15 protein-coding genes are annotated in these 19,503 nt (G+C 35.1%); 13 read left to right on the top strand and 2 right to left on the bottom strand.

The window, feature by feature from the left end:
- Nucleotides 1–324 precede the first annotated feature (324 nt).
- The 5 genes from F7888_RS00075 to F7888_RS00055 all read left to right on the top strand — a co-directional run bounded on the left by F7888_RS00075 (nt 325) and on the right by F7888_RS00055 (nt 6,523).
- Nucleotides 325–1,647 (top strand): extracellular solute-binding protein, encoded by a 1,323-nt coding sequence (locus F7888_RS00075; RefSeq protein ID WP_191775837.1) that lies wholly within the window; start codon nt 325–327, stop codon nt 1,645–1,647.
- Between the two features lie 83 nt (nt 1,648–1,730).
- A complete protein-coding gene (locus tag F7888_RS00070) occupies nt 1,731–2,609 on the top strand; it encodes a carbohydrate ABC transporter permease (protein WP_191775835.1) in 879 nt (292 codons plus the stop codon).
- Nucleotides 2,610–2,624: 15 nt separating this feature from the next.
- Nucleotides 2,625–3,518: a carbohydrate ABC transporter permease gene (locus F7888_RS00065; protein WP_191775832.1), complete on the top strand. Its 894-nt coding sequence runs from the start codon at nt 2,625–2,627 to the stop codon at nt 3,516–3,518.
- A 40-nt stretch (nt 3,519–3,558) separates the two neighbouring features.
- A complete protein-coding gene (locus tag F7888_RS00060) occupies nt 3,559–5,682 on the top strand; it encodes a glycoside hydrolase family 52 protein (RefSeq protein WP_191775830.1) in 2,124 nt (707 codons plus the stop codon).
- Nucleotides 5,683–5,785: 103 nt separating this feature from the next.
- Nucleotides 5,786–6,523, top strand: coding sequence for a DUF2161 domain-containing phosphodiesterase (locus tag F7888_RS00055; protein WP_191775827.1), 738 nt, complete (start codon nt 5,786–5,788; stop codon nt 6,521–6,523).
- Nucleotides 6,524–6,565: 42 nt separating this feature from the next.
- Here the strand turns inward: F7888_RS00055 and F7888_RS00050 are convergent, their stop codons facing one another.
- Nucleotides 6,566–7,240: an HAD family hydrolase gene (locus F7888_RS00050; protein WP_191775824.1), complete on the bottom strand. Its 675-nt coding sequence runs from the start codon at nt 7,238–7,240 to the stop codon at nt 6,566–6,568.
- A 983-nt stretch (nt 7,241–8,223) separates the two neighbouring features.
- On the opposite strand from F7888_RS00050, the gene F7888_RS00045 reads away from it, so the two are divergent.
- The 8 genes from F7888_RS00045 to F7888_RS00010 all read left to right on the top strand — a co-directional run bounded on the left by F7888_RS00045 (nt 8,224) and on the right by F7888_RS00010 (nt 17,884).
- Nucleotides 8,224–8,646 (top strand): hypothetical protein, encoded by a 423-nt coding sequence (locus F7888_RS00045; RefSeq protein ID WP_191775821.1) that lies wholly within the window; start codon nt 8,224–8,226, stop codon nt 8,644–8,646.
- A gap of 171 nt (nt 8,647–8,817) precedes the next feature.
- Complete coding sequence (locus F7888_RS00040) at nt 8,818–9,483, top strand: hypothetical protein (RefSeq protein WP_191775818.1); 666 nt, start codon at nt 8,818–8,820, stop codon at nt 9,481–9,483.
- 1,595 nt (nt 9,484–11,078) lie between these two features.
- Nucleotides 11,079–11,720 carry an ATP-binding cassette domain-containing protein gene (locus F7888_RS00035; RefSeq protein WP_191775815.1) on the top strand — a complete coding sequence of 214 codons (642 nt, stop codon included), beginning with the start codon at nt 11,079–11,081 and terminating at the stop codon, nt 11,718–11,720.
- Nucleotides 11,721–12,165: 445 nt separating this feature from the next.
- Nucleotides 12,166–12,486: a PadR family transcriptional regulator gene (locus F7888_RS00030; RefSeq protein ID WP_191775812.1), complete on the top strand. Its 321-nt coding sequence runs from the start codon at nt 12,166–12,168 to the stop codon at nt 12,484–12,486.
- Nucleotides 12,479–13,678 (top strand): DUF2812 domain-containing protein, encoded by a 1,200-nt coding sequence (locus F7888_RS00025; RefSeq protein ID WP_191775810.1) that lies wholly within the window; start codon nt 12,479–12,481, stop codon nt 13,676–13,678. The genes F7888_RS00030 and F7888_RS00025 overlap by 8 nt, the downstream gene beginning before the upstream one ends.
- Before the next feature lie 191 nt (nt 13,679–13,869).
- On the top strand, nt 13,870–16,065 hold the full coding sequence (locus F7888_RS00020) for a DNA topoisomerase III (RefSeq protein WP_191775807.1): 2,196 nt from the start codon (nt 13,870–13,872) through the stop codon (nt 16,063–16,065).
- Nucleotides 16,066–16,176: 111 nt separating this feature from the next.
- Nucleotides 16,177–16,569 carry a gamma-glutamylcyclotransferase family protein gene (locus F7888_RS00015; protein WP_191775804.1) on the top strand — a complete coding sequence of 131 codons (393 nt, stop codon included), beginning with the start codon at nt 16,177–16,179 and terminating at the stop codon, nt 16,567–16,569.
- Nucleotides 16,570–16,651: 82 nt separating this feature from the next.
- A complete protein-coding gene (locus F7888_RS00010; RefSeq protein WP_225228516.1) occupies nt 16,652–17,884 on the top strand; it encodes a Zn-dependent hydrolase in 1,233 nt (410 codons plus the stop codon).
- 403 nt (nt 17,885–18,287) lie between these two features.
- Here F7888_RS00010 and F7888_RS00005 read toward each other — a convergent pair whose 3' ends face one another.
- Nucleotides 18,288–19,244 (bottom strand): dimethylarginine dimethylaminohydrolase family protein, encoded by a 957-nt coding sequence (locus F7888_RS00005; protein ID WP_191775801.1) that lies wholly within the window; start codon nt 19,242–19,244, stop codon nt 18,288–18,290.
- Between the last annotated feature and the right edge of the window lie 259 nt (nt 19,245–19,503).

The following is a 19,503-nucleotide window of genomic DNA, read 5'->3' as shown; positions in this document are numbered from 1 at the left end:
ATAAAAGTTTATAAAACCGCAGCCTGAATACACTCCGCGTCCTGTGGGGTGACCGGTGAGCCTCCTCGTCGCTTATACTCCTGCGGGGTCTCACTTTGGCCACGCATCCCACGGGAGTCTCCGTGTATTCAGTCTGCTAGAAATTTCACTTTTCAATAGGTTATATCTAAGAACAACAAACTTTGAGAAAACAATCTAATAAAAAGAGAATAATTAGAAACACCCAAAAATAAGGGTATTTTCTCCAATGATAGGTACCTTTTTTGAAAGCGCTTCAATGATAAAATGAAAACTGTAATAACACATTTAAAGGGGGAAACAAACATGAAGAAAAAAACGATTACATTGCTGATAATGAGCATGCTAGTCATATCCTTAATCCTTAGTGGTTGTAGTGGATCAGGTACTAGTAGTAATGAACCAACTGATTCAGGCGGTGATGGGGATAAAGTGACATTGAAGTTCATGCACTTATGGCCTCAAGGAAGTTCAAAGCAGCATCACCAAATTGTAAGTGATATCGTAGCTGAGTATGAAGAAGCAAATCCAAATGTAAAAGTACAATTAGACATTTTATCTAATGAACAGTACAAAGAAAAACTTAAGGTTTTATCAGCTTCAAACGAGCTTCCTGATATTGGGATGACTTGGGCAGCTGGTTTCCTTGATCCGTATGTAAAAGGGAACATGTTTGCACCTTTAGATGATGTATTAGAAGCTGGATTAAATGAATCATTTATTTCTGGAACAACGGAAGCCTATGCCATTGATGGAACAACTTACGGCCTTCCACTTGAATTAAACATCGCACCAATTTTTTATAATAAAAAGATATTTGCAGATCATAATTTAGAGGTTCCACAAACATACGAAGACTTTAAACACATTGTTAAGACACTTGCTGATAATGGAGTAACACCAATTACAGTTGGAAATAAGGATCGTTGGACAGGTTCAATGTGGTATATGTATCTAGCAGATCGCTTCGGTGGTCCAGAAACATTAACAAATGCCATTAATCGTACAGGCACATTTGAAGATCCAGCTCTTGTCGAAGCGGCAAAAGAGATTCAAAGCTTAGTAGATATGGATGCTTTCGTAAAAGGATTTAATGGATTATCAAACGATGAAGCAAAAGGTCCATTCATGAACAACCAAGCAGCGATGTATTTAATGGGGTCATGGGAGCTTCCAAACTATACAACAAATGAAGAGGTCCCACAAGAATTCAGAGATTCAATTGGTTTCTTCAAGTTTCCTACGGTTGAAGGTGGAAAAGGTGACATTAATAGCTTTGTAGGTGGTCCTGGAGTTGGGTTATTCGTATCTGAAAACTCGAAGGTAAAGGATGAGGCTAAGAAATTTGTAGCATTCTTTGTTGAGAAATGGGGAGAGCGTTCTGTAACTGATGCTGGTGTAATCCCTGCAACTAAAGTAGACACATCTAAAGTTGATCTTCCACAAATGTATATTGATGTGCTAGATGAATTAGCAAATGCAAGTAATATTACTCTATATGCAGACGTTCAAATGAGTGCAGGTGTGGCAAATGAGCATTTGAATTTGATTCAATCTCTATTTGGCAAACAAATCACACCTGAAGAATTTGCGAAAAAACACGAAGAAGCACTTGCAAGTGAAGAATAAACAGTAAGGCCAGAAAAAGAAAAAGGCATATCTAACGTGAGAGGATATGTCTTTTTCTTTAAAGAAAGGACTGAAATAAGCTTATGAATCGAGTCATGTCAAATAAGACAGTTATTGCTTTATATGTACTCCCAGCTTTACTCATCCTTATTGCATTAATTTATGTTCCTATTATTATGACAGGATATTACGGATTAATGAAATGGGATGGAATTGGTGAAATGACGTTTATCGGTTTAGCCAACTATACAAAACTATTGAAGGATGCGATGTTTTGGGATAGTGCCTATCACTCATTTCTTCTAGCGATATTTTCTACGATCAGTCTAATAGGATATTTAGCCATCTCTCTTATCCTCGCAGGCAAAATAAAGGGAGCTAATCTCCTAAGAAAAATCTATCTGATCCCAATGCTCTTGTCTTCTGTTGCCATTGCCCAGCTTTGGTTGAAAGTATATCATCCGTCAAACGGTCTTATTAATAGCTTACTTATGACGTTCGGAGTTGAAAATCCACCAGCATGGCTTGCAGAGCCAAATCTAGTATTACAAGCACTCTTTGTTCCAATCATTTGGCAATATGCAGGCTTTTATATTTTGATTTATTATGCTGCTTTAAAGAATATCCCCGAATCATTGGTTGAAGCTGCAAGAATTGATGGTGCGAATGCATTGCAAATTGCTTGGAAAATTAAAGTCCCATTAATTGCCGGAGTTATTAAAGTAACGGTTGTTCTTGCGATTGTCGGTTCTTTGAAATACTTTGATTTGATTTATGTCATGACAGGTGGAGGTCCAAATGGTTCTAGTGAAGTAATGGCCTCGTATATGTATCAAAAAGCATTTGGAACCTATGATTTCGGATATGGTAGTGCGATTGGGTTCTTCTTACTACTGATTTGTTTAGTGCTTACATGGTTGATTCGAAAGCTAACTGAAACAAAAGAAGAAATTCAATATTAAGGAGGCGAGCTAATAATGGAGATCCGTTCAAACCAACAAGTGAAGAAAAATGTATCCGTACAAAAAGAAAAAGGACGATTATTACTTAGCCGTCTTGGTAAGACCGTGCTATATATTGTCCTATCGATTATTGCTGCATTACAAATTTATCCACTCATTTGGCTCTTCTTTTTCTCTCTAAAAGGAGATGCTGAAATTTTTAGTAATTCACCATTTGCCTTGCCAGAAAGTCCGAAGTGGGAAAACTATGTCACTGTTTGGTCTCAGGGGAATATTAATCTCTATTTCTTTAATAGTATTCTAGTGACGGTATCAGCTGTTGTGTTAACTGTATTATTGGCAAGCTTTGTTACATTTGCGATCACTCGTATGCAGTGGAAGTGGAATAAGCTAGTTCTTGGGCTATTTATGGTTGGAATAATGATTCCAGTTCATTCAACCTTAATTCCTTTATTCCAATTTTTCATGAAGCTTAATTTAATTGATCATCCGTTAGCGATTATTCTCACATACACAGCGTTCAATCTACCCCTAACCATTATGATTTTATTAGGGTTTTACTATACGCTACCTCGTGAGGTTGAGGAAGCGGCTGTGATGGATGGATGTTCAATCCATCGTATTTTCTTTCAAATTACATTACCAATGACCACTCCAGTTATTTCTACAACGGTGATTATCAATATGATCTATAACTGGAATGAGTTTGTCTTTGTTAATACATTTATTAGTTCTGATTCATATAAGACCCTTACCGTCGGTATTCAAAACTTTATTGGTCAGTATGCTACTGATTGGGGCGCGATTGGGGCTACATTAATGATTAGTATTATTCCAATATTAATTATGTTCTTCTTCTTAAGTAACCGAATTGTTGAGGGTATTGCTGCTGGTTCGGTAAAGGGCTAGAAGAATAATAAACTATAATAATATGAAAGTTGGGGAAACTATGCCAAAGAACATCTTTTTTAATGCACATCATTCACCAATAGGTGCCTTTTCAAGCTTTACTTTAGGATTTCCAAGTAATGGTGGTGGCTTTGATTTAGAATTAGGACGCTCACCTAAGAAAAGTGTCTATATTGGGGTCGAAGCGATTGATCAAGAAGGAATGTATGAGGCACTACCATTCTTCCAATATAGTGAAGATGAAAGTAAACGATATGATATTGAAAATCCAGACCCAGATCAAAATAAGCCACAGATCATTTTTCCATTTGCTACAGATCAGATTGAACGAGACTTTCAGTTAGGTACTGATTCATGGAAAGCGGGTGATTTGACTTTCACTATTTATTCACAAGCTCAATCTGTTCCTGATCCTGCAACGGCAACAGAGGAAGAGTTGAAATTGGCATTGGTTCCATCTGTTCTAGCTGAACTTACAATTGATAATACTCAAGGTAAAAAAACTCGCCGTGCCTTCTTTGGGTATGAAGGTAGTGATGTATATAGCTCGATGAGAAGACTAGATGACACGATGGATGGAATTTCAGGTATTGGTCAAGGAAGATTAACAGCGATAACAACAGCTGATGAAGATGTGAAATCAGCACTTCATTTCAGTATGGAGAATATCTTAACGAATCCTTTTGAGGAGAATTGGACATTTGGACTTGGGCCAATTGGCTCAATGATTATGGATGTACCAGCGGGTGAAGTAAAAACATATAAATTTGCGCTAAGCTTTTACCGAGGTGGTTTGGTTACTGCTGGTCTTGATACTAGCTATTACTATACTAGATTCTTTAAAGATATCGAGGATGCAGCTCAATATACGTTAAGTCATTATGACCTTTTGGCAGAAAGAGCTCTTACTGCTAATAGGCTTGTTTCTGAAGCGAATCATTTGTCTGGAGATCAAAAATTCCAGCTTGCTCATTCGATCAGAAGCTATTATGGCTGTACACAATTATTAGATAACAATGGTGAGGCATTCTGGGTCGTTAATGAAGGGGAATATCGTATGATGAATACCTTTGACTTAACGGTTGACCAGCTTTTCTTTGAACTCAAAATGAACCCATGGACTGTAAAAAATGAGTTGGAAATGTTTGTGAAGAGATTTAGCTATGAAGACGGAGTTCGTTTTCCAAATGATGACAAAGTATACCCAGGGGGAATAAGCTTCACACATGATATGGGGGTTGCTAATACGATTTCCAGACCATCCTATTCTTCTTATGAGTTATATGGATTGGATGGCTGTTTCTCACATATGACCCATGAGCAGCTTGTGAATTGGGTGTTATGCGGAGCCGTCTATTATGAGCAAACAAAGGATGAGGCGTGGTTAAAAGAGAATTTAACAATCTTTGAGCAGTGCTTTGAAAGTATGTTAAACCGTGACCATCCAGTTCCTGAAGAACGAAATGGAATCATGGCGTTAGATTCGACTCGTTGTATGGGTGGAGCGGAGATTACCACGTATGATAGTCTCGATGTATCATTAGGGCAGGCGAGAAATAATATCTATTTGGCTAGCAAGTGTTGGGCCACTTATATCGCACTAGAACGACTATTCGCAAATCAAGGGTTAACTGAGCTTTCACAGCAGGCTGGTTCACAGGCAGATAAATGTGCAACTAGTATTGTAAGCTTTGTTACTCCTGATGGATATATCCCTGCAGTAGTAGGGGAGGGGAATGATTCAAAAATCATTCCAGCAATAGAAGGGTTAATTTTCCCTTATTTCACAAACTGTGAGGAAGCATTAAATCCGAATGGTCGATTCAGTGAATATCTGAAAGTATTGAAAACACATCTTGAAACAGTGCTAGTAGATGGTGTGTGTTTATTTGAAGATGGTGGTTGGAAAATCTCATCAACAAGCAATAACTCATGGCTAAGCAAAATCTACTTAAGCCAATTCATCGCTCGTGAGATCCTTGGATTCGAATGGGATGAAAAAGGAGCTAAGGCAGATGCAGCACATGTTGAATGGTTAACACATCCTACTCTTTCTGTATGGAGCTGGAGTGACCAAATCATCTCAGGAGAAATTACAGGAAGTAAATACTACCCTCGTGGTGTAACAAGTATTCTATGGTTATTAGAGGGTAAAGAAAAGTAATGAATGAAGATGAGAGCCAATCATAGGATTAGGCTCTTTTTTTCGCCTACATACTTCGATACAATAGGTAAGAAGGTATAACAGAAATGCAGGTGTTTTTTTTATGACTGAAAACAAGAAACTATTAGAAGTAGATTTATATAAACCGATACAACGATATTTCGCAAAACAAGGATTTGAAGTGTATGGCGAGGTTAATGATTGTGATTTAGTTGCGTTAAAAGAAGATGAACTAATTGTTGTAGAGTTAAAGAAAACCCTAAATGTGGAGCTGTTAGTTCAAGGAGCCAAGCGTCAAAAGCTGACAAATCAAGTCTATATTGCCATTCCACGAGGAAAGCAAAATTTCCGCTCTAGAAAATGGAAGGACATCTGCCATTTATTACGTCGATTAGAGCTAGGTCTGATTCTTGTATCCTTCTCTGGAAATCGTGCAAGAGTGGACATCCATCTACATCCAACGACATTTGATCAAAAGAAAAGCTACGCTCAAAATAAATACAAACGCAATTCACTAATCAAAGAAGTGAATGGAAGAAGCGGGGATTACAATATTGGTGGAAGCACACGGACAAAAATCATGACCGCCTACAAAGAAAATTGCATCCAAATTGCAAGCTATCTAGAAGAATTCGGCCCATTATCTCCGAAAAAATTAAGAAGTCTTGGCACAGGAGAAAAGACACTAACGATCCTAACAAATAATTATTATCGCTGGTTTGAGAAGGTTTCAAGAGGGGTCTATCAGATAAATGACAAGGGCAAGCAAGAGCTGAAGGAATTTTCCGACCTTGTTGAATATTATCGTGCTAAGTTGACTAAAGAAGGAGTGGAGAGGTAGGTGGAGCAGGTTATTAACCTCCTCAGACTCTGCTTATGCTTTTTATGTAAAATAATCTAATAATCTGTCTAAAGATTGGATTTCAGCAAATGGTATGATCTCGGTATCGTTCTTGATTTTATTGGGATTAAACCATATTCCCTTGATATTGGCATTTTGACAACCAGCAATATCTTTTTCAAGGTCATCTCCAACGAATAATGCATCTTCCGGTTTCACATTAAGCTGATTTAATGCCAGTTCAAATATCCGTTTATCAGGTTTGCTCATTCCTACTTCTTCAGAAATAATGATCAGATCAAAACGATCATTTAAATGAGTATTCATGATCTTAGCTTTTTGTCTCTGAGTTGAACCGTTTGTTATAATCGCAACTTTAGCATGCATCTTTATTGTATTTATCATATTAATCGTATTCTGGTTTACAGAAAAACAACGAGGAAAATGATGGTTCCAGAAATCTTGAATGTCATTGTGAGGGATTCTCAGTTTTGGTGGGAATTCAACAAAAAAAGATTCCAACACGTTTGTTTTATCACCAAATCCATAATCTCTTTTATCGAATTCTTTGAATCTCTTTAACATCTCACTTTTAGTAGAAAGTGAAAGATCCTCATAGCACTTATCGAAAATAATCAAAAACAGTTTATCAACTGCCTCATCCCTATTTAGTAAGGTATCATCTAGATCAAATAGTATGGCTTTATAATCGCTCAAATATGTTCCCAGCCCTTCTCATATTATTTGAAAAATCATGTTCGTCATTTATTGGATGTTTTTCAGATAAAACTCTATTCTATATACATACAATATTATTTAATATCCTTTTTTAAAAATTGTTGTATTCTCAATACGAATCGAATCTACTTCCCCACACACTAAACAGAACGTGTAAACTTTATTAGAACTATTAAAGGACATTTTGCTTGTTTTAATAGGCATATAATCTGATCCTTCTGCGAATTCGTTACTACCACATTTAAGGCATGTTCTATTTTCCATATTAATAAATCCTCCAATCTTTATTAACCTTTATCTCCACTATTTAATACGATCTAATTTCCGAAAAGTTTGGGGACGGTTCTTGCGCTTCAGTTTGAATTGGTTATAAGGACAAAACATAGGGAAAAAGCACAAGGGCTGTCTTGTTGCCATGTCCCATAGGACAAAACCCATGCGAAAAAGACAAGTCTTGTCCAGTTGGAATGGTCTATAATATAGGGTAGTAGTTGGCTCATAGGAAGTTATTTAGTGAAAGAGAGTCCTTGATAAACCGTAGTTATCCGTCAGTAAGCGAAGCTTTTCACTTAGGGACCAAGGGGACAGGCACCGTGTCCTAGGTATTTCGAACAGTGAACAAAGTAACAAAAATTGATTTTATTTTATAATAGTTTTAATGAAAGCTGATATGTTGGAGATTCATAGGGACAGTGAACCTGTCCGTGGCCACTGAAAAACCACTCCTAAAGCGTGAAGAACATAAAATGAATCTATTGTAATATTGTAAAGTTACTCAATCATCACTTCCCCTCGATATTTCAAAAATTATTTAAAACTTAATTGCTTCTTGCATTAAATCTTCAACATGTTAAAATTGTAATCTTTTTTTTATAATGAATTGTAAAAAAAGTTAAATATTGTATAATGATATATAAATTGGAAGGATTACAAAATATATATATAAAGGAAACTATAAGTCTATGAAATCATTTAAGAAAGTTGTGGGAACAGCTCTCATAGTTGGATTATTATTGACTTCTCTAGGAAATACTACTTCTGCTGCTACTTATTACAGCTATAAAAACGATGGATCAGATGTAACTGTTCCAGGATTAGCTGGTATCGAGCACTGGTTTTCACCTTCTCAAACAAAAACTACTACAGGATCAGCATATAATAATGTAACAAAAATCCCTGATAATTCAAGAATTCAAAGTTTTTTAGAAAACCCATCTAATGGTGTCAATTTAACTACTAAAGTTACTTACACACAAACAGGCAGAAAGACAATGGATTATAGCGCAGCTAGTCAGTGGAAAGGTAAAAAAGTAAGATTGGCACTTTCTGCAAGCCTTAGTCAATGGAGTTCCGTAAAGACAAACGGTACCTGGACTCCAAATTAATAACGAAGGAACTCGTTAAAATGTAATTCTTCCAATTTTCCAAAAAAAAAATAGAGGTTAAATATGAGAAGTTATATAAAAGAAGAACTTAAACGAGGATTTTTATCTAGATTAACTTTAATATCTTGCATTATTTCGACTTTCGTTGTCTTTTCAGGTTTTTTTTAATATATGAGTTGGTTAAAAAACGGTAACATATCATTAATCTATCTATTTTTATCTGGCTACAGCAACAATAGTTATTTAATACTAATATTCCCGATAATTGTGTCTATACCATTCTCAACTTCATATTTAACTGATCTTAAAACAGGAACACTAAAATATATTTATATAAGAATGAGTAAGTATAAATATATATTTATCAAGATTATTGTAAATGGCTTAGTTGGAGGATTTGTTTTATTAATAGGCCCATTAATTTCATTTATTTTTCTTTTGATTTCTCAAAAGTTCACAGGAATACCCTATATTAAAGAAGAAATGGAAACAATTGAATATTTCAATAGTATTGGTATTTACTCACCTATAAATATGATTCTAATTATATTTGTTACTTTATTCTTTTGTGGTTTCATATTTTCTAATATTGCTTTAGCCATATCAGTTATTACTCGTAATATTTTTCTTACAATATTATTTCCTTTTGTATTACATATAGCTTCGACATTATTATTCCAAAATACGCATCCAAACTTAACAGGTCAAGCTTTGTTCAATGTAGATCATTTTGGAATAAGTTTCACACATAAAATAATTAATGCTGTTATTCTATTGTCTATTAGCACCTTCATAATTTATATTGGAGGTTTGAAAGTTGAACAAAATAATATTTAATAAAGAACAGTTATTTTTTCCTAAAAAAAATATATTTTTTACTTGCTTAATTTTATTTCTATTATTTAGTGTGCAACTTAAAGATATCTCTGATGAAAAGCATGGAACCAATTTTTATGATTTTATAATTCAATTGACTGATTACTTAACTTTTTCTTACATGATTGTACCATTGTTTTTAATTTTATTACCTTGTTGTTTTTTTGAAGGTCACTTCACTAATTACCTTACATTTCGATTCAAAACTAAGTATAAATGGTATTCATACTATATAAAATTAACTATATTTATTTCCTGTCTATTTTTATCCTCAATTATAATTATTTTGTTATTTCAATCTGTGTTTTTATTTGATTTATCAGAGTTCAAGGATTCTTGGAGTTTTTATTCACAAAATTATTATGCTTATTTTGAATCATTTTTAAGTAAAACTAGTCCATTATTCTATATTCTAGTTTCATTTGTATTGATGTTCTTACAATTATGGGTTTTGGCTCTTCTTTTTTTAAATTTTTACATCATATCCAAGAACAGTATATTTTCTTCTATCTTTACTTTTGCAGTTTATCTAATAAATTTAATAGTTATTGTGAATAAGATAGATAATTATTACCCATTTACTTTTTACTTCCACACGAACATATTTAATTATTTATACTTGAAATCTGAAACACAATTCACATATACAATATTTTCATTTTGGATTGTTTGGATAATAATATTAATAGTTGTGGGACTGATAATATTACAAAAAACTGATTTATACTTTGAAAAGGAAAAAAAAGTATGATATTCCCAAGAATTCTTTCATTTCATTTCTTTCATATATTTAATATAAAAAATATAGTATTAATTATTCTTATTTCTTCGATAAATACAATAATAAGCTATTATACTTATAATTTGTTTGAAACAAATTTATTAGAAGCACTAGTGAAAATCTATTATTTACCAATAAATTTAACAATTGATACATTAAAATGGATTTTAATTATAGTTACACCATTAATAGGAATTGGTACTTTTATAAATCATCAACTATATGAGAATTCAATTTATATATTAATTTCAATGAAGAATTTTTATTATTGGTTTAATAGTGTAACAATTATCTCTTTTATACATACATTTGTCACTTTAATAATTAGTTTTATTACTTCACTCATTCTTTTGTTTTTTTTCACTCAAAATCACAACTTATTTAGCAGGGTAGATTTTTACAAACTAGATTCTTATTATCTTAATTTGTTATTCCATGAATTTTGTTTAATATTTTTATCCGTTTTTTTATTAATCCTAATTTATATCTTATTGATTTTCTTAACAAGAAATCAATCAGTTGCAATCTTAATATTGATTTTGATAGTAACTATTTCAATCACTGTAATACCATTAAACACAATTATAATCAAACTGAACCCTTTGACTTTAGGATTAATTGGTTTAAGGGAGTTAGTTTTCTACCCATTGTCATGGTCCTATTTTTATTTAGTACTTAGTATTATTATTATGTATGTTTTAACATTGTTTGTTTACAAGATACATAAGGAAACAATATTTAATAATAATAATTATTAGGAGTAGTGTGAAAATCTATGAATAATATAATAAAAATAAACAACTTAACCAAGGTTATAAAAGGTAAATATCTACTTAAAAACATAAATCTAGAAATATCTTCTCCAGGAGTTTATGGAATTGTTGGTAGAAATGGCTCAGGTAAGAGTATACTATTTAAAAGTATAGCAGGTTTATTATCACCTACAGCTGGTAGTATTCATATTTTTAATAAGAAAATAGGTAATGGGAGCTTTCCAGAAAGCTTTGGTGCAATATTAGATACACCTGGCTTTATTTCTCACTACTCAGGATATAGAAATTTAAAATTATTAGCTTCAATACAAAAAATAGCTAGCGATGAAGATATAAAAAGATGCATCTCAATAGTTGGTTTAGATTATAATGATAAAACACCAGTAAAAAAATATTCGTTAGGAATGAAGCAAAGACTTGGTATTGCACAATCGATAATGGAAAATCCCAATTTATTAATTCTGGATGAACCAATGAATGGTTTGGATGAAGATGGAATTAATGATATCAGAAACATGTTATTAGACCTAAAAAAAGAGGGTAAGACCTTATTATTAGCAAGTCATAATTCGGAAGATATTCGAATGTTATGTGATGCTGTCTATAAAATGGAAAGTGGTGAATTAAAAGAAATAAATTACTAATATTCCAATTTAGATATGTTTTTCAAAATGATACAACTAGAATTTTATGACTATGCATTTCAATATATGTTTTATCCTAGTATCTACTTAAGTGAGCCACCTGTATGGATCTACGTCAATATCTTGAAAGCAAAAATGTTAAGTCTTTTTTAGAACGGCACCAATCTTCTAATTGCTGTTGCGATAGCTCCGTAGATTCGTCTTCGGTTGTACGTAAGCGTCAAACTATCCCCACATGGTTTGTCGCTTTTCTACTTACTAGTATGGTTTTTATCAATTTGTCGAGAAGACTCCCATCTTCAAACCGGAGTCAGCAAGCGAAGTTTAAATAGGGGTAGTTCACTTATGTTTGTATTTACTATAGAAATTTTATAAAGTAATATTATGTTATACGATATATCGTTATACATAATAATGAATTAGGGACGAAAGGAGGGATATAACAATGGCATATAATGGGGGACCAATGACTGAAGCCATGTATTATGTACTTTTAGCGTTAATGCGTCCTAACCATGGGTATCAACTAATGCAAGCAATTACAGAGGTATCAAAAGGAAGAGTGAAAATGGGTCCAGGGACACTGTATGGAGTACTCTCACGGATGCAAAAAGACGGTCTTATTTGGCTGGCAGAAAATGATGGAAGAAGGAAGACCTATCTCATTACAAGAGAAGGAGAACAGGCTTTGCGGATAGAGTATGGACGATTGAAAGCCTTGATAAAAGATAGTGACATTTTAGAAGAAGGTGAAAATGATGAGTAAAATGGTCAAAAAACTTCGTCCTAGTGATTATTGGCGGATTGGTGAGCATGAAAGCTGGTTTGCAGACATGGCTGCTAAGGGCTTGCATCTAAAAAAGATGGGGATCCAGTTTGCTAAGTTTGAAAAAGGTGAACCGAAAAAAACGAGGTATCGGATTGAGGTATCGATAAAGAAAAAAATGACACCAGAACAAATGCAGATGTATTCGGAAAGCGGTTGGGACTATGTAACAAGGTATGGTTATTTTCATGTGTTTTCATCAGCTGAAGAACTTGATGCGCCAGAGTTGCATACAGATCCAGCCGAGCAGTCTTATACATTAAAGGAGCTTGATAAGAAATTAGCATCGAATGCGATTATAGTAGTGATCTCATTACTTTTAATTATCGGTATGCAATCTTCTATTTTCTTTCTTGATGGGACACCTACTTTAGCCTTGGTCAAGGATGGAGGTATACAACAAATTATTATATCCTTCTTTCTTGCATACTCAGCCTATCATTCTCTAAAAGCATCTATTTCAATTCATGCACTAAGAAGAAATCTCATTGAAGGCAAATCGATTGATCATCATGCATCTTGGAAAAAGCATTATCGACTACATTCTACCATCGCATTTCTTTTTACAGTAGTGATAGGGTTGAGTGCAATCATTCCATTTATTACTCTTGTGAAAATGGATACGAAAACCTTACCAGAAACAAGTCTTGACTTACCTATTGTGAGATTAGCAGATGTAGAAGAGAATCCAGCAATGGTTCGAGAGGAACCTTCTTATATGAGTGACAATGTCGACTGGGGCAACCGATATACATACAATTGGAGTCCATTGGCACCCGTACAATATGAAACTGATGAACAGGGTGTTGTTCCAGGGGAAATGTGGGCAGATGGAAGCGGTGAATATTCACCTTCTATTAGTACAGAGGTTTATCAGCTAAGTATATCAACTCTATCAAACCAGCTGATGTCTGATTTAATTGAAAGACATAGATTCGAAGATAGTAGAGAAGATTATATAGAAACAGAACACCCGGAATTAGATCGTTTGATTGTTTATGAGGAAGAGACGAGGAAAAAGGTATTCGCTTCAAATGGAACAACAGTGATGTATGTTCAATACTATGGCTATGCAGATGTAAATACAATAATCGAAAACATAGTAGCAAAGTTTACTTTAATATCGGATTAAGTTGTTATTTTAGACATAAATTAATTGACAATGAGATTTCTAGGAGCCTGAATACACGTAGACTCCCGCAGGACGCGGAGTGTATTCAGGCTGCGATTTCGACAGCAACAATTCAAGGTTAGTTAATTAATCACAAATGATATGATATAGTAATGGTTAATGATTCGTTGAGGAAGGATGTTATACATAGCATGAAGAAAAGTGTTGTTCTAGCAGAGAAACCGTCAGTTGCTCGTGATATTGCACGAGTGTTGAATTGTCATAAAAAAGGAAATGGTTATTTAGAAGGAGACAAATATATTGTTACTTGGGCTTTAGGCCATCTCGTCACATTAGCAGATCCTGAGGCTTATGATGACAAATATAAATCATGGAAAATGGAAGATCTTCCGATGCTGCCAAATGATTTGAAACTAGTTGTGATTAAACAAACGAGTAAGCAATTCCATGCAGTGAAATCACAGCTTACACGTAGTGACGTCGGTGAAATTATTGTAGCGACGGATGCAGGGAGAGAAGGACAGCTAGTAGCTGATTGGATTATAAAAAAAGCCAGAGTTCAAAAGCCTACTAAGCGTTTGTGGATATCCTCGGTTACGGATAAAGCGATTAAGGAAGGTTTTCAAAAGCTAAGAAATGGCAAAGAATTTGAAAATCTCTACTTATCAGCTGTTGCTCGCTCTGAAGCAGATTGGTATGTAGGGTTAAATGCAACAAGAGCACTTACAACAAAGCATAATGCACAATTGTCTTCAGGACGTGTTCAAACGCCAACTCTAGCGATTATTGCTAGAAGAGAGGAAGAAATTAAGCAATTTGTTCCTAAGCCGTATTACGGATTGAGAGCTATAACAGCTGATAAATTAACACTCACTTGGCAAGATTCGAAAACAAATGATACAAGGACATTTTCAAAAGAAAATGCAGATCAATTGTTAACCAAAACAAATAAGAAGCAGGCTAAGGTGACGAATGTAGATAAGAAACAGAAGAAAAGCTTTGCACCGCAATTATATGATTTGACGGAGTTACAAAGGGATGCCAACAAAGCGTTTGGTTATTCAGCAAAAGAAACTCTTTCCATCATGCAAAAGCTTTATGAACAGCACAAGGTATTGACGTATCCAAGAACTGATTCAAGATATTTGTCTTCAGACATTGTTGAGACGTTAAAAGAAAGAATTAAGGCCAGTGGAGTAGGTCCTTATACAAAGCTCGCTCATAAAATTCTACAAAAGCCTATTAAAGCGAACAAATCATTTGTTGATGACTCAAAGGTTTCTGATCATCACGCGATTATTCCGACAGAGGAAACGGTGTTTCTAGCGAAAATGTCTGATAAAGAGCGAAAAGTCTATGATTTAGTGGTGAAACGATTTTTAGCAGTTTTATATCCTCCATTTGAATATGAGCAAACAACCATTAAGGCATTAATTGGCGACGAAACATTCACTGCTAAGGGAAAAATCGTGTCCAATATGGGGTGGAAAGAGGTATATGAGAACCGCTTCGATGAGGAGGAAGAAAGCGATGATATGAAGGAACAACTGCTTCCAAGAATCGAAGTAGGGGAGACACTATCGATTGCTTCAGTGTCTCAAACAAAGGGTGAAACAAAACCCCCAGCTAGATTTAATGAAGCGACTCTCCTTTCTGCGATGGAGAATCCAGCTAAGTACATGGCTGGTGAAAACAAAGAGTTGATTAAAACAATTGGTCAAACAGGGGGACTAGGAACGGTTGCGACAAGAGCTGATATCATTGAAAAACTCTTCAATTCCTTCCTGATTGAAAAGAAAGGAAAAGATATCTTCATCACGTCTAAAGGAAAGCAGCTACTAGAGTTAGCACCTGAAGACTTAAAGTCACCAGCACTTACTGCTGAATGGGAACAAAAACTTGAGGCAATTTCAAAAGGCAAGCTCAATAAAAATGTCTTTATGAATGAAATCAAAAGCTATGCGAAAACAATTGTCCATGAGATAAAAAATAGTACTCAGAAATTCAAGCATGATAACCTGACTGGATCGAAATGTCCTGATTGTGGGAAGCCAATGCTTGAAGTGAATACGAAAAAAGGAAAAATGCATGTCTGCCAAGATCGTGAATGTGGACATAGAAAGAATATTTCGAAGGTGACAAATGCACGTTGTCCAAAATGTAAGAAAAAGCTAGAGCTCAGGGGACAAGGTGAAGGTCAGATGTTTGCATGTAAATGTGGGCATAGAGAGAAGCTCTCGACATTTAATGAGAGAAGGAAAAAAGATGCTAACAAGAAGGTTTCAAAAAGTGATGTTGCTAAATATATGAAGAAGCAAACAAACCAAGAGGAAGAGCCGTTTAATCCAGCATTAGCAGAGGCTTTGGCAAAGTTGAAATTGAAATAAAAAAATGTAGGTCTTTCATTTGTTGAAAGGCCTCTTTTGCTGTTGTTTTTGATATAATTGGAAGCAATAGTTAATCTTAGTAATTAATTCTATTAGAAGGGTGTTTTTTTCATGAAAGATAAAGAATATCTTGTGTTTGTCTACGGTACTTTACTTGTTGGTGAATCAAATCATCATGTTGCCAAGCCTCATTTAGTCCATGTGGAAGAAGGATCTATTCGCGGCTACTTACATGATGTGGGTCCATATCCAGCATTATTATTGGACGAGAATGGTGGGATCATATCAGGTGAATGGTTTACCGTCACTGAAGAAGGATTAGCACGAATGGATGAATTAGAGGACTACCAAGAGGGCAGGGAAAGTAATCATTATGATCGAGTTCTAGTGAAGGATAGGAACAAGAACTTAGAAGGGTTTGTCTATGTATACAACCAGGAGCAAATTGAAGGTCTCCCTCGAATCACATCTGGATCTTGGAGAAATAGATTGTTAAATAGATAGGTAGAAGAGGTCCTATACAGTTTGTAGATTTATAAGGTGAAATATTGCAATATTCTAGTTATTCAAAAAGGAGAGATTGAGGTTGAATATTAATCAAGAACGTCTGTGGGGTCATTTACATGATCTAGGGAAAATTGGAAGTGACCCTAAAGGTGGAATCACTCGTTTATCTTTTACAGAGCAAGAGAAGGAAGCAAAAACTTTAGTTAAACAATATATGCTAAATGCAGGATTACAAGTATGGGAAGACGGCATTGGTAATTTATTTGGCAGAAAAGAGGGAACGATTCCAAATGCGCCAGCGGTTATCATAGGTTCTCATATTGATAGTGTTTTTAGTGGAGGGATTTTTGATGGGCCGGCTGGTGTTTTAACAGGAATTGAGGTTCTACATACTCTTAATGAACAGAACATCACAACAGAGCATCCAATTGAGGTTGTTGCATTCACAGATGAAGAAGGGGCAAGGTTCTCAACAGGGATGTTAGGAAGCTCTGCATTAATTGGTGTACTTAGTCAGGAGGAGCTTACTAGTAGCAAAGATCAAAATGGCACGACACTAGCTGAAGCGATGAAGGAATTTGGGTATGATCCTAGTAAGCTAAATGAGGTTAAACGTGATCCGAGTACGATAAAAAGTTATATAGAGCTACATATTGAACAAGGAAAAATCTTAGAGCAAGAGGATGTTCCTGTGGGAATTGTAAGTGGCATTGTCGGGGTGACTTGGTTAAAGGTAACGATCAAAGGTGAAGCAGGGCATGCAGGGACAACACCAATGTGGTTAAGAAAAGATCCATTAGCTGCTACGGCAACTATTCTATCTAAGCTAGAGGAAATTGCAAAACAACAAGAGAGGACAGTGATTACAGTTGGGCGTATTTCAGCTAGTCCTGGGGGAATCAACATCATTCCTAGTGAAGTAGATTTTACAATTGATTTACGTGATTTATCAAATGAATTACTAGTTGAGGTAGAGAAGCAAATTAGAGACGTTATCACTACGACTTGTTCAAGCCGTGAAATAGAATGTGTGATTGAGGATTTACATCGTCTTCCATCGGCTATCTGTTCATCAGAGCTTAAGGAAATGATTCAAGGTTCAGTGAAGGAGCTTGGCATAAAAGAAATTGAATTACCAAGTGGAGCGGGGCATGATGCAATGATAATGGCAAAAGTAACGAATATGGGAATGATATTTGTTCGTTCTAAGGATGGGATTAGTCATAATCCGAAAGAATGGTCTGATAAAGAGGATATTGGTGTAGGGGCAGAGGTTTTATATAAAACTGTCTTAAAGGTAGCGAATGAATAAATGATCGGGTAGCAGGACTGCTTCCAAATAAGATAAGGTGTTCTATTAGTTACTAAAAGTAAGTAAATAAAGGGAGATTTTTCGGTTAAATCAAAAATGTAGCTTGTATCGAGGTAAATAAGGGGAAGATTTTCCCCTATTCAATGGAAATTGAGTTTTTTTTGCATTTTTTGAGACGATAAGCGGAAATTCTCCTTTTATATCAACTGTGTTTAATCAAAATTTAAAATTAAGCGGAATTTTTCCTTTTAATTTTATCAGAGCTTGAGCTAATCGATCAGATTAGACTCCAACGGCCAATCAGCATAGACCCTTTCCCTTCTAGCTAAAAGAATTAGCAACCTCTTAAATCAATAATTGCTACTAAAAAAGAACCCTTTACATGTAAAGAGTTCTTTTTTGCTTATTTTGTAATAATACCAACTGAATCACGTTGTAGAAATGCGGTCATACAGTGGATCGCTCCCCAACCGTTCATGACTTCATCCATTTCAACCTCAATGACTTCAATACCATGACTCTCAAGAAGAGCCTTAGTTTGTGGACTGCCTGCAGGAGTAACGACTTTTCCAGGTTCTATAGCTACAAAGTTCATGCTCATGCCTTGCTTCAGTTCTTCGATATAAGGTAATTCGATTAATTCGATTCCTAAATCAAGTAATTGCTTCGCACAATCATATGTAACATGCCATGGGAAAATGAGAAGCTTATTCGTATCCACCATATTCATATAACCGTCTAAATGAATAGAGCCATATGGAATCTGAGTACGAATAATATTCTTTACTCCTATATTACGAAGCTCTGCCTCTACTTGATTTGCTCCTGATTCATTGGTACGGCTTCCTGTACCAATAATGACTGTTTCACGGTCAATCCACATCGCGCTTGCACCTTCAAAATAGCCTGACCCATTAATGGTTTTAATGATTGGAACACCAAGTGATGCAAGTGTTGCAGCAACGGCTTTTTCCTCTCCGCGTCTAGCGGGGATGGCAGGACGGCATACAATGGCTCCTTCTGGTGTCATAAACATTAAATCTCTCATAAACATTGCATTGGGTTTGTCCATACGCTGATTCTGTACGTAATGGACTTCGACTCCATGTGCTCGATAGATGTCTGCTAGGGCATCCTGTTGAGCACGAGCACGTTCTGGATTCATTGGAGCTCTAAATCGGTACTCCTCAAAATTATCTTCAGTGATTCCTTCAATCTCAAATCCAGGGCGATGCATTAGTACTGCACGCAATTTACCAACCTCAGAATCACAGTACCAATCACCCCATAAATCATTTTTTTCATCAGAAAAAGAAATTTCAGAAGGGAACCAACGTTCACCTTGAACTTTAATAGCCATATGAATGCCTCCTTATTTATTAAGGTTGTGTTTTATCAATAATTGTTGTATTAAACAAAAATAAATATAAATGAAATGTCTAGCAGACTGAATACACGGAGACTCCCGTGGGATGCGTGAGCAAAGTGAGACCCCGCAGGAGCAACGCGAGGCCACTGAAAAACTATCGTTTTTTGATAACTTTAATTTCCAAAGAAAAAAACAAGCCTTTTTTTCTCAAATAAGATCAAAAAGGCTTGTTTTAAAGGGGGAATTCCCC

This window comes from Litchfieldia stipae (genome assembly GCF_014837155.1).
In the GTDB taxonomy this organism is placed as follows: Bacteria; Bacillota; Bacilli; order Bacillales; family Bacillaceae_L; genus Litchfieldia.
The sequence above is the reverse complement of the archived record's forward strand: the minus strand, read 5'-3'. Positions and strand labels throughout refer to the sequence as shown.

What these genes read in the sequence shown, in the direction of transcription:
- F7888_RS00075 (WP_191775837.1), top strand. Translation starts at nt 325, where the DNA reads ATGAAGAAAAAAACGATTACATTGCTGATAATGAGCATGCTAGTCATA.
- F7888_RS00070 (WP_191775835.1), top strand. Translation starts at nt 1,731, where the DNA reads ATGAATCGAGTCATGTCAAATAAGACAGTTATTGCTTTATATGTACTC.
- F7888_RS00065 (WP_191775832.1), top strand. Translation starts at nt 2,625, where the DNA reads ATGGAGATCCGTTCAAACCAACAAGTGAAGAAAAATGTATCCGTACAA.
- F7888_RS00060 (WP_191775830.1), top strand. Translation starts at nt 3,559, where the DNA reads ATGCCAAAGAACATCTTTTTTAATGCACATCATTCACCAATAGGTGCC.
- F7888_RS00055 (WP_191775827.1), top strand. Translation starts at nt 5,786, where the DNA reads ATGACTGAAAACAAGAAACTATTAGAAGTAGATTTATATAAACCGATA.
- F7888_RS00045 (WP_191775821.1), top strand. Translation starts at nt 8,224, where the DNA reads ATGAAATCATTTAAGAAAGTTGTGGGAACAGCTCTCATAGTTGGATTA.
- F7888_RS00040 (WP_191775818.1), top strand. Translation starts at nt 8,818, where the DNA reads ATGAGTTGGTTAAAAAACGGTAACATATCATTAATCTATCTATTTTTA.
- F7888_RS00035 (WP_191775815.1), top strand. Translation starts at nt 11,079, where the DNA reads ATGAATAATATAATAAAAATAAACAACTTAACCAAGGTTATAAAAGGT.
- F7888_RS00030 (WP_191775812.1), top strand. Translation starts at nt 12,166, where the DNA reads ATGGCATATAATGGGGGACCAATGACTGAAGCCATGTATTATGTACTT.
- F7888_RS00025 (WP_191775810.1), top strand. Translation starts at nt 12,479, where the DNA reads ATGAGTAAAATGGTCAAAAAACTTCGTCCTAGTGATTATTGGCGGATT.
- F7888_RS00020 (WP_191775807.1), top strand. Translation starts at nt 13,870, where the DNA reads ATGAAGAAAAGTGTTGTTCTAGCAGAGAAACCGTCAGTTGCTCGTGAT.
- F7888_RS00015 (WP_191775804.1), top strand. Translation starts at nt 16,177, where the DNA reads ATGAAAGATAAAGAATATCTTGTGTTTGTCTACGGTACTTTACTTGTT.
- F7888_RS00005 (WP_191775801.1), bottom strand. Translation starts at nt 19,244, where the DNA reads ATGGCTATTAAAGTTCAAGGTGAACGTTGGTTCCCTTCTGAAATTTCT.